Source organism: Streptomyces sp. MZ04 (genome assembly GCF_004684775.1).
Classification (GTDB): Bacteria; Actinomycetota; Actinomycetes; order Streptomycetales; family Streptomycetaceae; genus Streptomyces.
Window position 1 is genome coordinate 26,203 of the sequence record NZ_SRIC01000021.1, and the last position, 19,109, is coordinate 45,311.

Genomic DNA, 19,109 nt, shown 5'->3' on the forward strand with positions numbered 1-19,109 from the left:
AAAACCGCTCACACGGACGCGCCCGGTTCGACACCCTGAGGAATCTCCTTTTTTGTATGGGTATTGGCTTGTTCGCACCAGAACCTGCCATAGCAAGATCACCGAAGACCTGGAGGCGCTGTGCGGCCGGAGGGCTACAACTACGACACCCACAGCACACTCGCCGGCCCACTCACCGAGCCGGACGGCGACGACTGCTATCGGGTGCAGTACACCAAGCTCCTCTCCAGCGAGCCGCACCGAATACGAGCCGTCCTGCTCATGACGCTCGCCCCCGTCCTCACCGGCCTCCTCCTCGTCTATCTCGTCTGGCCGACCCACTGGACGGAACGTGAGGGCGCCGACAGCTGGCTCATCGGCCTCGACATCACGATGCTCGTGGCGATCAGCCTCATCGAGCTCTTCATGCTCGTCAACGTCATCTCCATCGCCCACGCGACGATGGTGGCGAGGGACCCGATACCCGTCGTCCCCGAACCGGGCACGCGGGTCGCCTTCCTCACCACGTACGTCCCCGGCAAGGAACCCCTGGCCATGGTCCGCGCCACCCTCGAGGGCGCGACCCGGATACGCCACACAGGACCGCTCGACATATGGCTCCTGGACGAGGGCGACAACGACGAGGCCAAGGCTCTCTGCTCCGAACTCGGCGTCCGGCACTTCACCCGCAACGGCGTGCCCGAGTGGAACCGCGAGAAGGGCGTCCACAAGGCCCGCACCAAGCACGGCAACTACAACGCCTGGATCGCGATGCACGGCGGCGGCTACGACTTCTTCGCCTCCGTGGACACCGACCACGTCCCGCTCCCCAACTTCCTTGAGCGGATGATGGGTTACTTCCGGGATCAAGACGTCGCGTTCGTCGTCGGGCCCCAGGTCTACGGGAATTACGACACCCCCGTCACCAAAGCCGCCGAATCCCAGCAGTTCCTCTTCCACGCACTGATCCAGCGCGCCGGCAACCGCTACCGCGCCCCCATGTTCGTCGGCACCAACAACGTCGTACGGATCTCGGCCCTCCGCCAGATCGGTGGTCTGTACGACTCGATCACCGAGGACATGGCCACCGGCTTCGAGCTGCACCGGCACAAGAACCCCGTCACCCGGCGGCACTGGCGGTCCGTCTACACCCCGGACGTGCTCGCCGTCGGCGAGGGGCCCGCCTCCTGGACGGACTTCTTCACCCAGCAGATGCGCTGGTCGCGCGGGACGTACGAGACGCTGTTCAAGCAGTACTGGAAGGCGCCGTTCACGATGCCGCCCGGCCGGCTCTTCTCGTACACGATGATGCTCGTCTACTACCCGATGACGGCCGTCAACTGGCTGCTGGGTGTGCTGAGTTGTGTGCTGTTCCTGTGGTTCGGGGCCAGTGGGACCCAGGTTGCCGCGTCCGTGTGGCTGATGCTCTACAGCGACGCGGCCGCGCTCCAGATCGGTCTGTATCTCTGGAACCGTCGGCACAACGTCTCACCGCACGAACCCGAGGGCTCCGGGGGTCTGGCCGGCATGGCGATGTCCGCGCTCTCCGCGCCGATCTACGCCAAGTCGCTCGGCGCCGCCCTCCTGCGCCGCCCGAGCCGCTTCGTGGTCACCCCCAAGGGCGGCGACACGAGCCCGGACCGGGTGCTCACCTTCCGCATCCATCTCCTCTGGGCGGCGGTCCTCGTCAGTTCACTGGTCGCCTCGTTCGTGCTCGGCCACACCCACGTGGCGATGCGCACCTGGGCCGTACTCGCCATGGCCATCTCGCTCGCGCCGATCAGTATTTGGGGCTTCACGCTGATCAAGGAACGCAAGACGCGCGCCGAGGCCCGGCAGCAGGCGCGCCGCCTCGGAGCCAAGGACGCGGAAGGTCTGATCGCCACGGGCGCGGACGGCGAGCCGGAGCCGGCGTTCGCCACCGGTACGACGACAGGAGGGAACTGACCCATGGCCTACCGGCCCTCGAAGCGGACGAAGAAGACACTCCTCGGAGTCGGGGCGGGCGCGCTGCTCGTCGGACTCAACGCACCGGCGGCGCTCTCCTTCGCCGAGCAGCAGTACTACGAGTACAAGATCGCCCAGCCCGGCTACAAGGCGAAGTACGGTTCCTGGAAGCAGATCGGTATTCCTGAGGAGTACCGCACCAATGCCATCCACGCGGCGCTCCTGCACACCGGCAAGGTCCTGATCGTCGCGGGCTCGGGGAATGAGCAGAAGAAGTTCGACAAGGGGTCGTTCGACACGATCCTCTGGGATCCGAAGACGGACACCTTCAAGAAGATCGCGACCCCGGACGACTTCTTCTGCTCCGGGCACGCCCAACTCCCCGACGGGCGGCTCCTGGTGGCGGGCGGCACGGCGCGCTACGAACTCCTCGACGACGAGGTCGACCGGGCCGGCGGCGGCATGCGCGTCAAGAACGAGAACCCCGACAAGCCGCTCGTCCTGAAGAAGGGCACCCGCTTCCGCTCGCCGTCCGGAGTCGAGTACGTGAGCAGGTTCAACGTCAACGTGCCCAAGGCCAAACGGGACTTCAAGATCACGTACTCCAAGTCCGGGGTGATGCAGCCCTGGAAGACGACCGTCAAGGCGAGTGAGGCGCGGGTCTTCGTGGAGGCCGTGCGGGAGGGCGAGCAGTCCGTCACCGAGAAGGCCGCGCAGTACGAGATCGAGGGCCTGACCGGCAAGGACGCGGACAACGCCTACGGGATCGCCGAGAAGATCACCATGGACAAGCAGGACTTCCAGGGGATCAAGGCGGCCTACGAGTTCGACCCGAAGGCCGAGAAGTACATCCCCGTCGAGCCGATGGAGAAGGCCCGTTGGTACCCGACGCTTGTCGGTCTCGACGACGGCAAAGTGCTCGCGGTCTCCGGGCTCGACGACGTGGGCATGATCGACCCGGGCGACAACGAGATCTACGACCCGAAGACCAAGAAGTGGACCGACGGGCCCAAGCGCTACTTCCCGACGTACCCCGCGCTCTTCCTCACCAAGGGCGGCAAGCTCTTCTACCCGGCGTCGAACGCGGGCTACGGCCCCGCCGGCAAGGGCCGTGCCCCTGGGCTGTGGGATCTGAAGACCAATAAGTTCCAGAAGATCCCCGGGCTCGTCGATCTCGATCAGACCGAGACGTCGGCGTCCGTGCTGCTGCCCCCGGCGCAGGACCAGAAGGTGATGATCCTGGGCGGTGGAGGCGTCGGCGAGTCCGAGAAGGCGACCCGGCGCACGGCGGTGGTGGACCTCAGGCAGGACAGCCCCGTCTTCAAGACCGGGCCCCAACTCCCGCAGGGCACCCGCTACTTGAACAGCGTGATCATGCCGGACGACTCGGTGTTCACGTCCAACGGCTCCACGGACTACCGGGGGCGCGGCGCCAGCAACATCCTCAAGGCGCAGTTCTACGACCCCAAGACCAACGCCTTCCGCGAGGCGGCGTCGCCCAAGGTGGGCCGCAACTACCACTCCGAGGCGCTGCTGCTGCCCGACGGCCGGGTCGTCACGTTCGGCTCGGATCCGCTCTTCGACAATCAGGAGAACACCAAACTCGGCCACTTCGAGCAGCGCATGGAGGTCTTCACTCCGCCGACCCTGCACAAGGCGGGCAAGGACCGCCCCGTGCTTGGGCAGGGGCCTGAGCTCCTTGCTGTCAACGGCCGCGCGACGTTCCGTACGGGAGACGCGGCGAAGATCGTTTCGGCCCGGCTGATGCGTCCGAGTGCGGTGACCCACACGACCGATGTGGAGCAGCGGTCGATCGCCCTCGGGCTCACCAAGGGCAAGGGTTCGGTGACGGTGGACGTGCCCAGGGGCGACACCGCGCTGGTGCCGCCGGGCTGGTACATGCTGTTCGTCACGGACCGGAACGGCACCTCGTCCGAGGCGAAGTGGATCCACGTGAAGCAGAAGTAGCAGATCCCCGTGCCGAGTCAGGCGTCCTTGGCGTTGCGCGCGAGCCCCAGCGCGTAGTCCGGCCACCACTGGCCCGCAGCCGGGCCGCCCCGGCACGGTCCGTCCGAGTCGCCGGGGCGCTTGATCCACAGGACGGCGTCGAGCAGGGCGTCACCCGTCTTGTCGGTGGGCGGGGTGCCGAGGCCCCGGCCCGGCGGATTGCACCAGGCGTCCTGGCGGTCGCCGGCCAGCGGCCCCTTGCCGTTGCGGCTGGTGTCCATCACGAAGTGCTTGCCGCCGACCGTCCCCGACAGGCTGCGGCCGTACGCCTTGATCGTCTCGTCGCTCTGGAAGTTGGAGACGTTCAGCGAGAAGCCGTCGGCCCGGTCGATCCCGGCCTGTTGGAGCGGTTCGGTGAGCTTGGCCGCCTGGTTGATCCAGCCGGGGTTGCCCGCGTCCAGATAGACCTTCACCTGCGGCTGTTGCTTGAGCCGCTGGATGGCTTCGGAGAGCAGTTGGTAGCGGTCGGCGTGGTGCTCGGCGGGCGTGCAGCCGTCCACGATGTGCGGGATCGCGTCCGGCTCCAGGATGACGAGGGCCGGGCGGTCCCCGATCGTCCCCGCGAACTTGTCGATCCACTGCCGGTAGAAGTCGGAGCTGTGCGCGCCGCCCGCGGAGTGCTGGCCGCAATCGCGGTGTGGGATGTTGTAGGCGACGAGCACGGCGGTGCGGTCGTTCTGCGCGGCACCCTCGACGGCGGCCTTGATGTCGGGCGCCGGGTCGTCGCCCGCGGGCCACACCGCCACCGGCTGCTCGGAGATCCGCTTGAGCGCTGCGGCGTCCTGGGTGCGGCCTTCCTGCTCCCACTGCTCGACCTGCCGGGCAGCGGAGCTCTGGGGGTCGACCCAGAAGGCGCTCTTGGGAGGCTGGTCGGCGTCGGTGGAGGCTCCGGCCTCGGCGGCCGGCTTCTCCTTCCCGGAGCCGGAGCCGGATCCGGAGCCGGAAGAGCAGCCCGCCGTGAGCCCGAGGGCCGTGAGGGCCGTGAGTGCCGTGAACGTACGGAGCAGCCGGTGCATCCAGCCCCCTTGGGCGACGGTGACGCGGCAATCGTTACATAACGGTCGAATTCGGTTCGGTTACGACACCGGGGCCGGCCTCAGATGCCGTCGGCCGACCTCAGATGCCGCCGCTCGCCAGCGCGATGCCGAGCGGTGTCCGCTCGTACAGGACCTGATGTCCGTACCGCCGCGAGACCAGCAGACCCGCGTCGCGCAGCGTGCCCAGGTGCGCGGAGACAGAGGACGGCGCGAGGCCCAGGCGGTGGGCCAGGGCCGAGGTGGTGGTGGGTTCGGCGAGTGCGGCCAGGACAGTCGCCCTGCCGCGGCCCAGGAGTCGCACGAGGGCTTGGGAGGTCTGTTCCGTGGGCTCGGACCACAGCCCGCCGATGCCGCGCGCGGGATAGACGAGGGTGGGCTGCCAGGGGGGATCGTGCCCGCTGACCACGTCGGGCCAGGCGAAGACGCTCGGCATCAGCATCAGGCCCTGCCCGTCGAGATGGCGTACGTGGTTGGTCCGCCGCGCGACGGTGAGGATCCCCGCGTCCCAGGTGAACCTCGGGTCGAGCTCGGCCAGGAGCGCCCCCAGACCGACCTCCGCGAGGCGCCGCGAGTGGAAGGTGACATCGGCCTCCAGGAGAGCGCGCAGCCGGGGCCAGTCAGGCTCGACGAGCGCGTGCCACACGGCCTCCATGGCGTCGGCGAGCTCCCGCACGGAGCGCGCGGGATCGGCGACCAGCGCACGGCCCAGCGGGGACCGCGCGGCCCCCGGCGTGCAGTCGAGCGCCCGCGCAAGATCGTCGCGCGCGGCCTCCGGGTCGGCCGCACGCACGGCCGCGATCTCCTCCTCGAAGGTGGCCGCCGGGCCGATCGGGGGAGGCCCGATGAAGTCCGGGCTGTGTCCGCGCTCGGGCATCAGGAGCCACAGTGCTCGGAGGTCGAGCCCCTGACTCGCCTCGCGGATCCGCCGCAGCCACCGCGGGTGGTAGCCGTGCCGGTCGGGGCGCTTGAGGGTGCGTACGGCCTCCTGCGTCTCCCACAGGGGCGAGATCGCGAACCGGCAGCGCAGCAGGTCGTCCTGCCCGAAGTGCAAGTGATACGGCATGGCTCCCCCCCGCACGACGACCGAATACCCGAACGCCCGTCCGCCCGATCACTCGATTCGTCTGGAGCCGAAACTCTAGGGCGAGCGGCACGCGCGCGTGCAGGGTGCGGACATGCCCGAAGAGAAACCCACCGGCTACCGCCGTGTCCTGGCCGTCCGTGAGTTCCGCACCGTCTTCCTCGCTCACTCCCTCTCTCTGCTGGGCGTCATCGTCAGCGAGGTCGCGCTGACCGTCCTCGTCTACTCGCTCACCGGGTCGCCGCTGCTCAGCGCGCTCACCTTCGCGCTCGGCATGCTGCCCTACCTGATCGGGGGGGACGCTGCTCTCCGGGATCGCCGACCGGTATCCGCCCCGCCGGGTGCTCGTGCTCTGCGATCTCCTGTGTGCCGGGTGCGCGGCCTTGATGGCGCTGCCCGCGACGCCCGTCTTCGTGCTGCTCGCGCTGCGGTGCGTCATCGCCGTCGTCTCGCCGGTGTTCAACGGGACGCGGATGGCGACCCTCACCGACATCCTCGGGGACGGCGATCTGTTCGTGCTCGGGCGCTCCCTGCTGCGGATCGTCTCGCAGAGCTCCGTACTCGTCGGCTTCGGCCTCGGCGGCGTGCTGCTGACCTTCGTCCCCGCGCGCGGGGCACTGGTCATCACCGTCTGTACGTTCCTGGCGTCGGCGCTGCTGCTGCGGCTCGGCACCCGGCGCAGGCCCGCGCGGGGTGACGGCGGCTCCGCGCTCGTCCGCTACTCCCTCGGCGGCGCGCGGCAGATCCTCGGCGACCGCCGGATCCGGGCGCTGCTCCTCCTGCTCTGGGCGCCGCCGATGTTCATGGTCGCCCCGGAGGCGCTCGCCGCCCCGTACTCCGAGGACATCGGCGCCGGCGTCGCGGGCGTCGGCCTGCTGATGTGCGCGCTGCCCGTCGGCACGATCGCGAGCGAGCTGTACGCCGGGTCAGCGCTCTCCGCGGGCACCCGCGCCCGCATCACCCTGCCGCTCGCCGCCGTGACGCTGCTGCCGCTCGTCGTGTACGCCGTGACGCCGGGCCTGGTCTGGGCGATGCTCGCCCTCGCGCTCGCCGGGGCCGGGTCCGCGTACACCCTGGGCCTGGACCGCTGGTTCGTCGACGCCGTCCCGCAGGAGCTGCGCGGACGGGCCATGACCGTGCACACGGCCGGGCTCATGACGATCCAGGGGGTCGGCATGGCGCTCGCCGGGCTCGCCGCCGAGTTCTTCGCGGTGAGCACGGTCGTGACGGGCGCGGGCGTGCTCGGCACGGTGTGCTGTCTGCTGCTGGTCCTTGAGGTCCGGGCCACGGCCCGTCCCGAACGGACGGTCGACGTACAAGAACAGGCGACCGAATTGCGAGACGGGGCTGACCACCATATGACCGGCGGGTAAGGTCTTTGGCGTGCCGAAGCCGCTCAGCCTTCCCTTCGATCCCATCGCCCGCGCCGACGAACTCTGGAAGCAGCGCTGGGGATCCGTCCCGGCCATGGGTGCGATCACCTCGATCATGCGGGCGCACCAGATCCTGCTCGCCGAGGTCGACGCGGTCGTCAAGCCGTACGGACTGACCTTCGCGCGCTACGAGGCGCTGGTCCTGCTCACGTTTTCGCAGGCCGGCGAGTTGCCGATGTCGAAGATCGGCGAGCGGCTCATGGTCCATCCCACGTCGGTCACGAACACCGTCGACCGCCTGGTGAAGTCCGGTCTCGTCGACAAGCGCCCGAACCCGAACGACGGGCGCGGCACGCTCGCCTCCATCACGGAGAAGGGCCGCGAGGTGGTCGAGGCCGCCACCCGCGAGCTGATGGCGATGGACTTCGGGCTCGGGGCGTACGACGCGGAGGAGTGCGGCGAGATCTTCGCGATGCTCAGGCCCTTGCGGGTCGCTGCAGAGGACTTCGAGGAGCAGTAGAGGGCGGGTGGAACCGGAAGCGGGGCCGCCGGAAGATCGCGCAAATCGGGCCGATACGCTCGTAGGCATGAAGAAGACCGTGCTGACCCGTTACCGGGTGATGGCCTACGTCACCGCCGTCATGCTGCTCGTTCTGTGCACCTGCATGGTGTTCAAGTACGGCTTCGACAAGGGTGAGGGCCTGACGCTCGCCGTCTCCCAGGTGCACGGCGTCCTCTACATCATCTACCTGATCTTCGCCTTCGACCTGGGCTCCAAGGCGAAGTGGCCGTTCGGCAAGCTGCTCTGGGTGCTCCTCTCGGGCACCATTCCGACGGCCGCGTTCTTCGTCGAGCGCAAGGTCGTGCGGGACGTCGAGCCGCTGATCGTCGACGGTTCAGCGGTCACCGCGAAGGCGTAACCTCCACCGCCACGGACAGGTCCGTGGCGGTCAGGCATCGACATTTACTAGGACGTCCTAGTAAATTCGAGGGTATGGACGCTGACGCCATCGATGAGGGCCGCCGTCGCTGGCAGGCCCGGTACGACACCGCGAAGAAGCGCGACGCGGATTTCACGACGCTCTCCGGCGACCCGGTCGAGCCCGTCTACGGGCCTCGGCCCGGGGACACCTATGAGGGATTCGAGCGGATCGGATGGCCCGGCGAATACCCCTTCACCCGCGGACTCCACCCCACCGGCTACCGCGGCCGGACCTGGACCATCCGCCAGTTCGCCGGTTTCGGCAACGCCGAGCAGACGAACGAGCGCTACAAGATGATCCTGGCCGCCGGCGGCGGCGGCCTCTCCGTGGCCTTCGACATGCCGACCCTGATGGGCCGCGACTCCGACGACGCGCACTCGCTCGGCGAGGTCGGGCACTGCGGGGTCGCCATCGACTCGGCCGCCGACATGGAGGTCCTGTTCAAGGACATCCCGCTCGGTGACGTCACGACGTCGATGACGATCTCCGGACCCGCCGTCCCCGTCTTCTGCATGTACCTCGTCGCCGCCGAGCGCCAGGGCATCGACCCGGGCGTGCTCAACGGCACGCTCCAGACGGACATCTTCAAGGAGTACATCGCCCAGAAGGAGTGGCTCTTCCAGCCCGAGCCGCACCTGCGCCTCATCGGCGACCTGATGGAGCACTGCGCGCGTGACATCCCCGCGTACAAGCCCCTGTCGGTCTCCGGCTACCACATCCGCGAGGCCGGGGCGACGGCCGCGCAGGAGCTGGCGTACACGCTGGCCGACGGCTTCGGATACGTCGAGCTCGGCCTCTCGCGCGGCATGGACGTCGACGTCTTCGCGCCCGGCCTGAGCTTCTTCTTCGACGCGCACCTGGACTTCTTCGAGGAGATCGCCAAGTTCCGCGCGGCCCGCAGGATCTGGGCCCGCTGGATGCGGGACGTGTACGGCGCCAAGACCGACAAGGCCCAGTGGCTGCGCTTCCACACGCAGACGGCGGGCGTCTCGCTGACGGCACAGCAGCCGTACAACAACGTCGTACGCACCGCTGTCGAGGCCCTCTCCGCGGTCCTCGGCGGCACCAACTCCCTGCACACGAACGCCCTCGACGAGACCCTCGCACTGCCGAGCGAGCAGGCGGCGGAGATCGCGCTGCGCACCCAGCAGGTCCTGATGGAGGAGACCGGCGTCGCCAACGTGGCGGACCCGCTGGGCGGTTCCTGGTACGTGGAGCAGCTCACCGACCGCATCGAGGCCGACGCCGAGAAGATCTTCGAGCAGATCAAGGAGCGGGGGCGTCGGGCGCACCCCGACGGCCAGCACCCCATCGGGCCCATCACCTCCGGGATCCTGCGCGGCATCGAGGACGGCTGGTTCACCGGCAACATCGCCGAATCGGCCTTCCAGTACCAGCAGTCCCTGGAGAAGGGCGACAAGCGGGTCGTGGGCGTCAATGTCCACCATGGCTCCGTCACCGGTGACCTGGAGATCCTGCGGGTCAGCCACGAGGTCGAGCGCGAGCAGGTGAAGGTGCTCGGGGCCCGCCGGGGGGCGCGGGATGATGCGAGGGTTGCGGCCTCGCTTGACGCCATGCTGGCTGCCGCGCGGGACGGGTCGAACATGATTGGTCCCATGCTCGAGGCCGTCCGTGCGGAGGCGACGCTGGGGGAGATCTGTGACGCCCTGCGGGCCGAGTGGGGGATTTACACCGAGCCGCCTGGGTTCTAGTTCGGGGTTTTGGTGGTGCGTGGGGATCTGCGGGTCCGTTGTGGCTTGTCGCGCAGTTCCCCGCGCCCCTTCGGGGCGCACTGATGGGTGTCAGGTTCACGTAGTTGGGTAGGCGCGGCGAACGTCGGTTCGTCCTGCCCCTGGAGCACCTGTGTCACCTGTGAGCCTGCCCGGCCCCACCCGCACCGCTGTCACCGCCATCGGAGTCGCCTCGGTCACTCTGCTCGGCGCGCTGGCGGTGGGCGGTTCCGGAGAGGTGAGCGCCAGTCCGCCGGCCGAGCCGAAGGTGCAGGACAGCTTCGATTCCCTCGGGCCCGAGGTGCACGCGGCGAAGCTCTCCGACGGCCGGACGGCGCACTACTCCGACTCCGGCAACAAGGACGGCAGGCCCGTCCTCTATATCGGCGGCACCGGAACGAGCGCCCGCGCCGCGCACATGACGGACTTCTTCCGTACGACGCGCGAGAACCTCGGCCTGCGCGTCATCTCCGTGGAGCGCAACGGCTTCGGTGACACCGAGTTCGACAAGAAGCTCGGCAAGGAGGACTTCGCCGAGGACGTGCTGGAGGTCCTCGACCATCTGAAGGTCGATGACGTCAGCGTCATCGCGATCTCCGGCGGCGGGCCGTACGCGGCGGAGCTGGCCTCGCGGGCGCCCGGGCGGATCTCGGCGCTGCATCTGGCCGCCGCGCTGCCGCCGTACGGGGCGAAGCCGGCGTACTGCGCCCTGTCAGATGAGGCGCTTGCCGCCGCCCTGAAGGACTCGATCAAGGACCCCCGCAAGTGGTGGGCGTTCCCCGACGACAGCCCCGTCAAGTCGATACCCGGCTTCGCCGACACGGCGTACGAGGAGGGGGCGCGGACCTACAACCAGCGGGGCCAGCAGGCGGATCCGGCGCCGCAGGTGCATGAGCAGAAGCTGTACTGCGAGCGGCCGGGTCCTGATCTTTCGAAGCTTGACGCCCCTGTGTACTTGTACGGCGGCGAGAAGGACACGACCGTGCCGCCGGCCACCCTCAAGACCTGGCAGGAGGCGCTGCCGGGCACGGAGAAGGTGCGTACGTACGCCGACTCCGGGCACGACGTGCAGTACCGGCACTGGGACCAGATCCTGGTCGACCTGGCCGGGCAGGGGGAGCGGACGGTCATCTGCCGCGGCAAGCACACGAAGGTGCCGTACGCGAAGGAAGCGGACCGGCTCGTCTCCGAGGGCAAGGCGACGCTCGGCAGTTGCGCGTGGACCAAGTAGGAGTCGACCAAGTAGGAGTGACTAGGTGGGAGTGGACTAGGTAGGAAGCGTCAGTTTGAACTGTGCGCCCCCGCCCGGCGCCGCCTCCGCCGTCAGCTCCGCGCCGTGCGCATGCGCGATCTGGCGTGCCATCGCCAGGCCGAGGCCCGAGCCCGGCAGGGCGCGGGCCTTCTCCGCGCGGTAGAAGCGGTCGAAGACATAGGGGAGGTCCTCCGGCGCGATGCCGGGGCCGTGGTCGCGGACCGTCAGCGCGGTGCGGGTGAGGGTCACCTCCACCGGCGTCCCCGGCGGGCTGAACTTGGCCGCGTTGTCGAGGAGGTTCGTCAGGAGGCGGGACAGGCGGGCCGGGACTCCGGGGATGTTCAACTCTGAGGCGTCCGGGGCTACTTGGATCGTGAAGGGGACCTGGGGCCAGTGGCCGCGTGCGGCGTCCACGCCGTGGGCGACCAGGGGGGCGAGGCGCACTTCCTCCAGGAGGGGCTGTGGCTCCTCGTCCCGGGCCAGTTCGATCAAGTCGTTGACCATGCCGGTGACTTCGCGGAGCTGGCGGGTCAGGGCGCCCGATGCCCGGTCGCGCTGAGCGTCCGTCAGGCGATCGGCCCGGGCCAGGAGTTCCGCGTTCGTACGGAGCGCCGTCAGTGGCGTACGCAACTCGTGCGAGGCGTCCGCGACGAGCCTGCGGCGGGCGGTGACCGACTCCTCCAGCTCGGCCAGCATGGTGTTGAAGGAGGTCGCGAGCCGTGTCACCTCGTCCTCGCGTCCCGGCGGCCCCGGCGGCAGCTCGATGCGGTGCCGGGCGTCGCGCGTGGCCGCGATGCGTTCCGCCGTGGCGGTGAGGCGGGCGACCGGGGCGAGGCCGGTGCGCGAGACCCAGTAGCCGCCGAGCGCGGAGAGCAGGATGCCGACGCCGCCCACCGCCGAGAGGAGATACGCGGTCTGCCGTACGCCCCGGTCCGCGATGTCGGCCCGCAGGGCGACCTGCACGGCCTCGCCCTTGCCGTAGCTGGTGGTGAACATCCGGGCCGGCTTCCCGTGCAGCGTGAAGTTCGTGTAGTACGGCGCCAGTTGGCCGCTCGCGACTCGCCGGGTGGCGGACGAGACGGGGAGGAGGTAGGGCTCGGAGGGGTCGGCGTCCGCGTCGGCGGGGACGATCTGCGAGCAGGCCGGTGCGCCAAGGAACCGGCATTCGCCCGTGACGACCCCCGGCTCGCTGTCGTGCCGCTGCTGGGCGATGAGGGTCGCCGACTGGGCGAGGTTCTGGTCGAGCTGCTGGTACAGCTTGAAGCGGATGACGAGGAACGCGGCCACGCACACCCCGACCGCGACGAGGGCGACCGCCGCGGCGGCGGCCACCGCGAGCCGGGTGCGCAGCGGGCGGCGGCGCCGCCACCGGGCGCCGAGCCTGCGGCGGGCGCTCATGGGCTGCCGAGCCGGTAGCCGACGCCGTGCACGGTGTGCACGATGCGGGGCTCGCCGTCCGACTCCAGCTTGCGGCGCAGGTAACCGACGTACACGGCAAGGGAGTTGGAGTCCGGGCCGAAGTCGCGGCCCCATACCGACTCCTGGATCAGCTCACGGGGCAGGACCTGCCCCGCGTTGCGGAGGAGCAGTTCCAGGAGGGCGGATTCGGTGCGGCTGAACTCGATCGGGCGGGGGCCCCGGCGGCCGGTGCGGGTGGCCGGGTCGAGGGTGACGTCTCCGTACGTGAGCTCGCCGCCGGTTTCGTCGGCCGTGCGCTCGGGAGCGGCGCGGCGCAGCAGGGCTCTGACGCGGGCCACCAGTTCGTCGAGCGCGAAGGGCTTGACCAGGTAGTCGTCCGCGCCCGCGTCGAGGCCGTCGACGCGTTCGCTGACGGAGTCCAGGGCGGTGAGGACGAGTACGGGGGTGCGGTCGCCGAGGGCGCGGAGCTGGCGGCAGACGGCAAGGCCGTCCAGTACGGGCATCAGGACGTCCAGGACCACCAGGTCCGGTTCCCAGCGGGCCACCGCCGTGAGGGCGCGTTGACCGTCGGGGGCGGTGCGGATGTGGTGGCCCTCGATGGTGAGGGCGTCCTCGACCGCCGCGCGGACTTCCGGGTCGTCGTCCACCACGAGGATCTTGGCCGGGGCCGAGGGCGTCGTCATGCGGGGTCCGTTGTGCGCCCACGACAGTGGCGGCGGCTTCCTGGAGATCTCATGCACCCCACGGTGCCAAACGCGGCTCTTAAAACACTCTTAGACCTGCTCGTGATGCTCCATTGCCATGCGAACACCCGATATGCGATCTCCCGAGGCGAGGGCAAGGCCGCCGCTCTCCGTCGTCATCGGTGCGGGCGGCACCGGTGGGCACATCTATCCCGGGCTCGCCCTCGCCGACGCCCTGCGGCGGGCCGTGCCGGGCGCGGTCGTCTCCTTCGTCGGTACCGAGCGGGGGCTCGAGACCCGGTTGATACCGGACGCCGGGTACCGGCTGCACACCGTCGACATGATCCCCTTCGATCCGTCCCTCGGCGCCAAGCGGTATCTCCTTCCCGCCGCGCTGGTGAAGTCCGGCGCCCAGTGCCGGGCGATCCTCCGTGCGCAGGGCGCCCAGGTGGCCGTCGGCATGGGCGGCTACCCGAGCGCTCCGGTCATCGTCGGCGCCAGGATGGCCGGACTTCCCAGCCTCATCCACGAGTCGAACGCCGTCCCCGGCCGCGCCAACCGTTTCGCCGCCCGGCTCACCCCGAACATCGCCGTCGCCTTCGACCGCAGCCGGGAGCACCTGCCGGGCGGTGAACGCGCCCACACCACCGGGATGCCCATCGCGGCGCCGCTCGCCGCGCTCGACCGTGCCGCGCTGCGGGCCGAGGCCCGCCGGGAGTTCGGGGTGCCGGAAGCGGCCCGGACGCTCCTCTTCAACGGCGGCAGTCTCGGCGCGGCCCGTCTCACCGAGGCGGCCGTGGGGCTCGCGGCGCGCTGGCGGCACCGCGGCGACGTACACATGCTGATCAAGACCGGGCCCGCCGCCCTCGACGAGACGAGGCGGCGCCTGACGGAGGCGGGTGCGGACGCCGTCGCCCGCGCCGTGCCCTACCTCGACCGGATGGACCTCGCGTACGCCGCCGCGGACCTGGTCGTCTGCCGCGCCGGCTCGGCGACCGTCGCCGAGCTCGCCGCCACCGGGGTCCCCGCCGTCCTCGTCCCCTACCCGCACGCACCCGGCGACCACCAGACCCACAACGCGCGTGTCCTCTCCGACGCGGGAGCCGGTCTGCTGCTCTCCGACGGCGAGACGACGGCGGCGCGGCTCGCGGAACTCGTCGGGCCGCTGCTCGCCGATCCGGCGCGGCTCGCCGCGATGAGCGGTGCGGCCGATCCGGGGCCGCACGCCCGCGCCGCCGATCTGCTCGCCGAGCGGGTCATCCAACTCACTCACCGCACACCGCACTTGGAGTACGCATGAGCCGCAACGACACCTTCGACTGGACCGGCCGTACCGTCCTCGTCACCGGAGCCGAGGGCTTCATCGGCTCGACGCTCGTCGATCTGCTCCTGGAGCGGGGCGCGCAGGTCCGCGCCTTCGTGCACTACAAGCCGTACGCGGAGAAGGGCCACCTAGCGCATCTCATCGGCGACCCGCGGGTCGAGATGCTCGCGGGCGATGTCCGGGACGCCGGGCGCGTGATGGACGCGGTCGAGGGCTGTGACACCGTCTTCCACCTGGCCGCCCTGATCGGCATTCCGTACTCGTACGACTCTCCTGGCGCCTACGTCCAGACGAACGTCGTCGGTACGGAGAACGTCGCGGAGGCGTGCCGTCGGCACTCGGTGCGGCGGCTCGTCCACACGTCCACCAGCGAGGTGTACGGGACGGCCCTGACGGCGCCCATCAGCGAGGCCCATCCCCTTCAGCCGCAGTCGCCGTACTCCGCGTCGAAGATAGGCGCCGACATGATGGCGCTCTCCCACTGGCACGCCTTCGAGCTGCCGGTGACGGTGGTCCGCCCCTTCAACACGTACGGGCCGCGGCAGTCCGCCCGCGCGGTGATCCCCACGATCCTGGCCCAACTCCACTCCGGGGCACGGGAGATCAAGCTGGGCTCGCTGACGCCCACGCGTGATTTCACGTACGTGACGGACACCGCGCGGGGGTTCATCGCGCTGGCGGAGTGCGAGGCGGCCGTCGGCCACGCGGTGAATCTCGGGGTGGGCGAGGAGATCTCGATCGGGGATCTGGCCGAGGCGCTGATCGCCGCTTCCGGGCGCGAGGCGGAGGTTGTTGTCGACCCCGCCCGGCTGCGGCCCTCCGGGAGCGAGGTGCAGCGGCTGCTCTCGGACAACTCCCGGGCGCGGGAGTGGGCGGGGTGGGAGCCCGAGGTCTCCCTGACGGAGGGGCTCAAGCTGACCTCGGCCTGGGTCGCCGAGAATCTGCGCCTCTTCGCGGCTGACCGCTACCAGGTCTGACCCCTTGCCCGGCTACGGCTGAGTCGTCGCCGCCAGCCCGCCGAGCAACAGCAGCGTGAAGCGGCGGGCCCAGTCCTCGTCGACCGGTTCCGCGCTGACCAGGGTGCGGTGGACCACCGCGCCCGCCGTCACGTCGAAGATGAGGTCGGCCGTCTGGCGGGCGGCGTCGGGGTCGGGTTCCGGGGGGAGCTCCCCCCGGAGCTGTGCCCGCTGCCGCCCCGCGAGGACCAACCGCTTCTGGCGGTCCACGATCGACGTACGGATCCGCTCCCGCAGCGGTGCGTCCGACGTGGACTCGGCGACCACCGCCATCAGCGCGGTCTTCGTCTCGGGACGGCTGAGGAGTGCCGCGAACTGCAGGACCACGCCCTCGATGTCGGCGGCGAGGCTGCCCCGGTCCGGCAGCTCCAGCTCGTCGAAGAGTTCCGCCACCGCGTCCACGACCAGCTCGCTCTTGCCCGCCCAGCGCCGGTAGAGCGTCGTCTTGGCGACGCCGGCCCGCGTGGCGACATCGCCGAGGGTCAGCTTGGACCAGCCCAGTTCGACCAGCGCCTGACGGGTCGCCTCCAGGATCGCGGTGTCCGCCGCCGCGCTGCGGGGACGGCCGCCGGTGCGGGCGGACGGTGGGATGCGGCTCTGCATCCCGCGACCATACCGGCCAGTACGGATCGGGCCGGAACGGTGGCGAGTGAGCGAGATCACCGAAGATCGTCCAGGTGTGCGACCCACGCGCGGCGCGGGAGGGTTACGCTACGACTCGTAGCGAAAGATCATGGGTGCAGACGAACGGCACTTCTCGGAGCCCACGGTCCGCCGCAGCGAGAGTAGAGCGACAACCACAGCGCCAACAGAGGTACGGGGTGGGGACTCCGTACCGACAACCAGCGGTCCTCCTCGGGACCTTGGTGCCGCGGCCGTCCGTGGCCCCGCAATCCGGCGGGGGGTCACGGACAGGCGCGGTTCCCGCACGGCTTGGGGGAGGATGTACTCATGCAGCCACGGAACATGTCCATGAGCGGAGTCGTCGACCTCGCCGCCGTGAAGGCGGCCCAGGAGGCCAAGGCGAAGGCGGAGCAGGCCCGCGCCGAAGCGGCCCGGCAGGGCGGCGGCGCCGTGTCCGCCGTTTCTCCCGCGAGTCTCGTCATCGACGTAGACGAGGCGGGCTTCGAGCGCGATGTCCTGCAGCGCTCCACCGAGGTCCCGGTCGTCATCGACTTCTGGGCCGAGTGGTGCGAGCCGTGCAAGCAGCTGAGCCCGCTGCTCGAAGGCCTCGCGCGGGAGTACAACGGCCGATTCGTCCTCGCCAAGATCGACGTCGACGCCAACCAGATGCTGATGCAGCAGTTCGGGGTCCAGGGGATCCCGGCCGTCTTCGCGGTGGTGGCGGGGCAGGCCCTGCCGCTCTTCCAGGGCGCGGCCCCGGTGGAGCAGATCCGCCAGACCCTGGACCAGCTGATCCAGGTCGGCGAGGAGCGCTTCGGCCTGACCGGTCTCGCCGTCGACGCGGACGCGCAGGGCGACGACCAGGAGGCGCCCGCTCCCGCCGAGGTTCCCGCGGGGCCCTACGACGCGCTGCTCGAGGCGGCCGTCGAGGCGCTGGACGCGGGCGATCTGGGCGGCGCGGTGCAGGCGTACCGGAACGTGCTCGCCGACGACCCGGGCAACACGGAGGCCAAGCTCGGTCTCGCCCAGGCCGAACTGCTGCAGCGCGTGCAGGGCCTCGACCCGCAGCAGGTCCGCAAGGACGCCGCCGACAATCCCGCGGACGTGCCGGCGCAGATCGCCGCCGCCGACCTGGATCTGGTGGGCGGTCATGTCGAGGACGCCTTCGGGCGGCTCATCGACGCGGTCCGGCGCACGGCGGGCGAGGACCGGGACGCCGCGCGGGTGCGGCTGCTCGAACTCCTCGAAGTGGTCGGCTCGGACGACCCGCGGGTGACCGCCGCGCGCACACAGCTCGCGCGAGTCCTGTTCTGACCCTGTTCGACCCCTCGCGGGTCGTTCGCTGACCAGTCCCTAAACACTGGGGCTTGTGATGCCCGAGTGAAAACTTGGTCGCCAACGCGCCACAGTGGCCGCGCTTTACCAAATCTTGGTAATCGCGGCCGCTGTTACTTGGAGTAAGCCCGGGCCGGTCTTCTGTCCGCTTGCGCCCTTCAATATCCCGGTCTGTTCCGCGCGTTGACGCCACCGTCCGTGCCCGATCGATACCGCGCGGTCGTGCATCGGTTATCGCGCCGTTACTAGCGAGTAACGAACCCCCTTGTGCGGGCGGCGAGAATGCACCACGATCGGCGACGCTCGGTCCAATAACCCGCAGCCCGACAGCCAATCGGGAGCGGGGTTTCTGGGTCCCCACCGAGCAGGCCGGAGACACCCCGTCGCCGGTCTTGGACAGGGGGGTCTCTGCCATCCGGCAGGGCCTGTCCGGCAGGTTGTGCGTGTTGCGTGCGACCAGTGGTTGTCGCTCGGGGGTGATCGCCGGTGATTAAGGCGCAGTTGCGCGCCTCCGATGCGGGCGCTCTCCTTCCCGAGGACGTAGCACTTCTCCCATCCCTGCCCGACTGAGCCGCAGGAGCAGTCAGGGCCGGAGATGTACGTCCGAGAAGGAGGAAAGTCATGGAGTCCGTGGCTCGTGGCGGAACCAGATGGAAGCGGTTCGCCGTAGTCATGGTGCCGAGCGTCGCGGCTACTGCCGCGATAGGCGTCGCCCTGTCCCAGGGTGCGCTCGCGGCATCGTTCAGTGTGTCCGGTCAGCAGTTCAAGGTGACTGCCGACCAGCTCGACGGTGAGGGATTCGTCCAGTACGGGGCGCTTGACAGCGGTAAGTCGGGTAACCACCCGGTCGCCGTCGTCGGCCTCGAATCGGCCAAGATCACCAACCTCTGCCAGTCCGTCGTTGTTCCGGTCCCGGTTTTCGGCGATGTGTCGATGACCCTCAAGGCCGGCGGCAAGGGCGGCCCGAGGGTCGAGGCGAAGAAGCTCTACATCGACGCCGATGACCTGAAGGCCGACGCGACGTTCACCAACGTCGACATCGGCGTATCGGTCGACCAGACCACCAAGGGCCCCGGCCCGGCGAAGGGCGACAAGTACGCCCCGGACTCGTTCGCGCAGCAGGCTGACTCGGTGAAGTTCACCGACGTCAAGCAGCGTGCGTGGGCGACCACCGCCGGCACCTTCAAGCTCTCCGGTCTGGCCATGTCGGTCAAGAAGGGCAAGCACGAGTGCTACTGAGGCAATTGACGCCTTAATTCAGTACTTGTTGCGAAGAACGGCCGGGCGCGGGGACGCGACGGATTTGCCGTCCCCGTGCC

15 protein-coding genes and 1 pseudogene are annotated in these 19,109 nt (G+C 69.8%); 11 read left to right on the forward strand and 5 right to left on the reverse strand.

All coding sequences use genetic code 11. From position 1 onward, the window contains the following. Window positions 1-120 precede the first annotated feature (120 nt). The gene (locus E2651_RS07530) at window positions 121-1,926 is read left to right on the forward strand and encodes a cellulose synthase catalytic subunit (protein WP_135330239.1); all 1,806 of its coding nucleotides are present in this window, start codon (window positions 121-123) and stop codon (window positions 1,924-1,926) included. Between the two features lie 3 nt (window positions 1,927-1,929). Continuing rightward, on the forward strand, window positions 1,930-3,894 hold the full coding sequence (locus E2651_RS07535; protein WP_135330240.1) for a kelch motif-containing protein: 1,965 nt from the start codon (window positions 1,930-1,932) through the stop codon (window positions 3,892-3,894). Between the two features lie 17 nt (window positions 3,895-3,911). Here E2651_RS07535 and E2651_RS07540 read toward each other — a convergent pair whose 3' ends face one another. Together E2651_RS07540 and E2651_RS07545 are read right to left on the reverse strand one after the other, a co-directional pair. Beyond that, window positions 3,912-4,949: a glycoside hydrolase family 6 protein gene (locus E2651_RS07540; protein WP_135330241.1), complete on the reverse strand. Its 1,038-nt coding sequence runs from the start codon at window positions 4,947-4,949 to the stop codon at window positions 3,912-3,914. 100 nt (window positions 4,950-5,049) lie between these two features. Then, entirely contained in the window at window positions 5,050-6,033 is a 984-nt protein-coding gene (locus E2651_RS07545) for a DUF5937 family protein (protein WP_135330242.1), read from the reverse strand. A 112-nt stretch (window positions 6,034-6,145) separates the two neighbouring features. Here E2651_RS07545 and E2651_RS07550 point away from each other — a divergent pair. The 5 genes and pseudogenes from E2651_RS07550 to E2651_RS07570 all read left to right on the forward strand — a co-directional run bounded on the left by E2651_RS07550 (window position 6,146) and on the right by E2651_RS07570 (window position 11,368). After that, a pseudogene (locus tag E2651_RS07550) lies at window positions 6,146-7,424 on the forward strand (MFS transporter). A gap of 10 nt (window positions 7,425-7,434) precedes the next feature. Then, entirely contained in the window at window positions 7,435-7,944 is a 510-nt protein-coding gene (locus E2651_RS07555) for a MarR family transcriptional regulator (RefSeq protein ID WP_135330243.1), read from the forward strand. 67 nt (window positions 7,945-8,011) lie between these two features. Continuing rightward, window positions 8,012-8,344, forward strand: a complete 333-nt coding sequence (locus tag E2651_RS07560) for a DUF3817 domain-containing protein (protein ID WP_135330244.1) — start codon at window positions 8,012-8,014, stop codon at window positions 8,342-8,344. 74 nt (window positions 8,345-8,418) lie between these two features. Beyond that, on the forward strand, window positions 8,419-10,119 hold the full coding sequence (locus E2651_RS07565) for a methylmalonyl-CoA mutase family protein (RefSeq protein ID WP_135330245.1): 1,701 nt from the start codon (window positions 8,419-8,421) through the stop codon (window positions 10,117-10,119). 151 nt (window positions 10,120-10,270) lie between these two features. Next, window positions 10,271-11,368: an alpha/beta hydrolase gene (locus E2651_RS07570; RefSeq protein ID WP_245238637.1), complete on the forward strand. Its 1,098-nt coding sequence runs from the start codon at window positions 10,271-10,273 to the stop codon at window positions 11,366-11,368. Window positions 11,369-11,404: 36 nt separating this feature from the next. On the opposite strand, the gene E2651_RS07575 is transcribed toward E2651_RS07570, so the two are convergent. After that, entirely contained in the window at window positions 11,405-12,787 is a 1,383-nt protein-coding gene (locus tag E2651_RS07575) for a HAMP domain-containing sensor histidine kinase (RefSeq protein WP_135330246.1), read from the reverse strand. Next, window positions 12,784-13,491 (reverse strand): response regulator transcription factor, encoded by a 708-nt coding sequence (locus tag E2651_RS07580; RefSeq protein WP_135330247.1) that lies wholly within the window; start codon window positions 13,489-13,491, stop codon window positions 12,784-12,786. Before E2651_RS07580 ends, E2651_RS07575 begins: the two co-directional genes overlap by 4 nt. A gap of 118 nt (window positions 13,492-13,609) precedes the next feature. Between E2651_RS07580 and E2651_RS07585 the strand changes: the two genes are divergently transcribed. Continuing rightward, entirely contained in the window at window positions 13,610-14,791 is a 1,182-nt protein-coding gene (locus E2651_RS07585) for a UDP-N-acetylglucosamine--N-acetylmuramyl-(pentapeptide) pyrophosphoryl-undecaprenol N-acetylglucosamine transferase (protein ID WP_245238639.1), read from the forward strand. Next, complete coding sequence (locus E2651_RS07590; protein WP_135330248.1) at window positions 14,788-15,792, forward strand: GDP-mannose 4,6-dehydratase; 1,005 nt, start codon at window positions 14,788-14,790, stop codon at window positions 15,790-15,792. Before E2651_RS07585 ends, E2651_RS07590 begins: the two co-directional genes overlap by 4 nt. A gap of 12 nt (window positions 15,793-15,804) precedes the next feature. Here E2651_RS07590 and E2651_RS07595 read toward each other — a convergent pair whose 3' ends face one another. Next, window positions 15,805-16,434 (reverse strand): TetR/AcrR family transcriptional regulator, encoded by a 630-nt coding sequence (locus E2651_RS07595; RefSeq protein ID WP_135330249.1) that lies wholly within the window; start codon window positions 16,432-16,434, stop codon window positions 15,805-15,807. A 348-nt stretch (window positions 16,435-16,782) separates the two neighbouring features. On the opposite strand from E2651_RS07595, the gene E2651_RS07600 reads away from it, so the two are divergent. Further along, window positions 16,783-17,769, forward strand: a complete 987-nt coding sequence (locus E2651_RS07600; protein WP_135330250.1) for a tetratricopeptide repeat protein — start codon at window positions 16,783-16,785, stop codon at window positions 17,767-17,769. A 642-nt stretch (window positions 17,770-18,411) separates the two neighbouring features. Further along, window positions 18,412-19,029 (forward strand): DUF6230 family protein, encoded by a 618-nt coding sequence (locus E2651_RS07610; protein WP_135330251.1) that lies wholly within the window; start codon window positions 18,412-18,414, stop codon window positions 19,027-19,029. Window positions 19,030-19,109: the final 80 nt, after the last annotated feature.

Excerpts from the sequence above, each read along its gene's own strand:
- E2651_RS07535 (WP_135330240.1), top strand. The coding sequence starts at position 1,930 with ATGGCCTACCGGCCCTCGAAGCGGACGAAGAAGACACTCCTCGGAGTC.
- E2651_RS07540 (WP_135330241.1), bottom strand. The coding sequence starts at position 4,949 with ATGCACCGGCTGCTCCGTACGTTCACGGCACTCACGGCCCTCACGGCC.
- E2651_RS07545 (WP_135330242.1), bottom strand. The coding sequence starts at position 6,033 with ATGCCGTATCACTTGCACTTCGGGCAGGACGACCTGCTGCGCTGCCGG.
- E2651_RS07560 (WP_135330244.1), top strand. The coding sequence starts at position 8,012 with ATGAAGAAGACCGTGCTGACCCGTTACCGGGTGATGGCCTACGTCACC.
- E2651_RS07565 (WP_135330245.1), top strand. The coding sequence starts at position 8,419 with ATGGACGCTGACGCCATCGATGAGGGCCGCCGTCGCTGGCAGGCCCGG.
- E2651_RS07575 (WP_135330246.1), bottom strand. The coding sequence starts at position 12,787 with ATGAGCGCCCGCCGCAGGCTCGGCGCCCGGTGGCGGCGCCGCCGCCCG.
- E2651_RS07580 (WP_135330247.1), bottom strand. The coding sequence starts at position 13,491 with ATGACGACGCCCTCGGCCCCGGCCAAGATCCTCGTGGTGGACGACGAC.
- E2651_RS07585 (WP_245238639.1), top strand. The coding sequence starts at position 13,610 with ATGCGAACACCCGATATGCGATCTCCCGAGGCGAGGGCAAGGCCGCCG.
- E2651_RS07590 (WP_135330248.1), top strand. The coding sequence starts at position 14,788 with ATGAGCCGCAACGACACCTTCGACTGGACCGGCCGTACCGTCCTCGTC.
- E2651_RS07595 (WP_135330249.1), bottom strand. The coding sequence starts at position 16,434 with ATGCAGAGCCGCATCCCACCGTCCGCCCGCACCGGCGGCCGTCCCCGC.
- E2651_RS07600 (WP_135330250.1), top strand. The coding sequence starts at position 16,783 with ATGCAGCCACGGAACATGTCCATGAGCGGAGTCGTCGACCTCGCCGCC.
- E2651_RS07610 (WP_135330251.1), top strand. The coding sequence starts at position 18,412 with ATGGAGTCCGTGGCTCGTGGCGGAACCAGATGGAAGCGGTTCGCCGTA.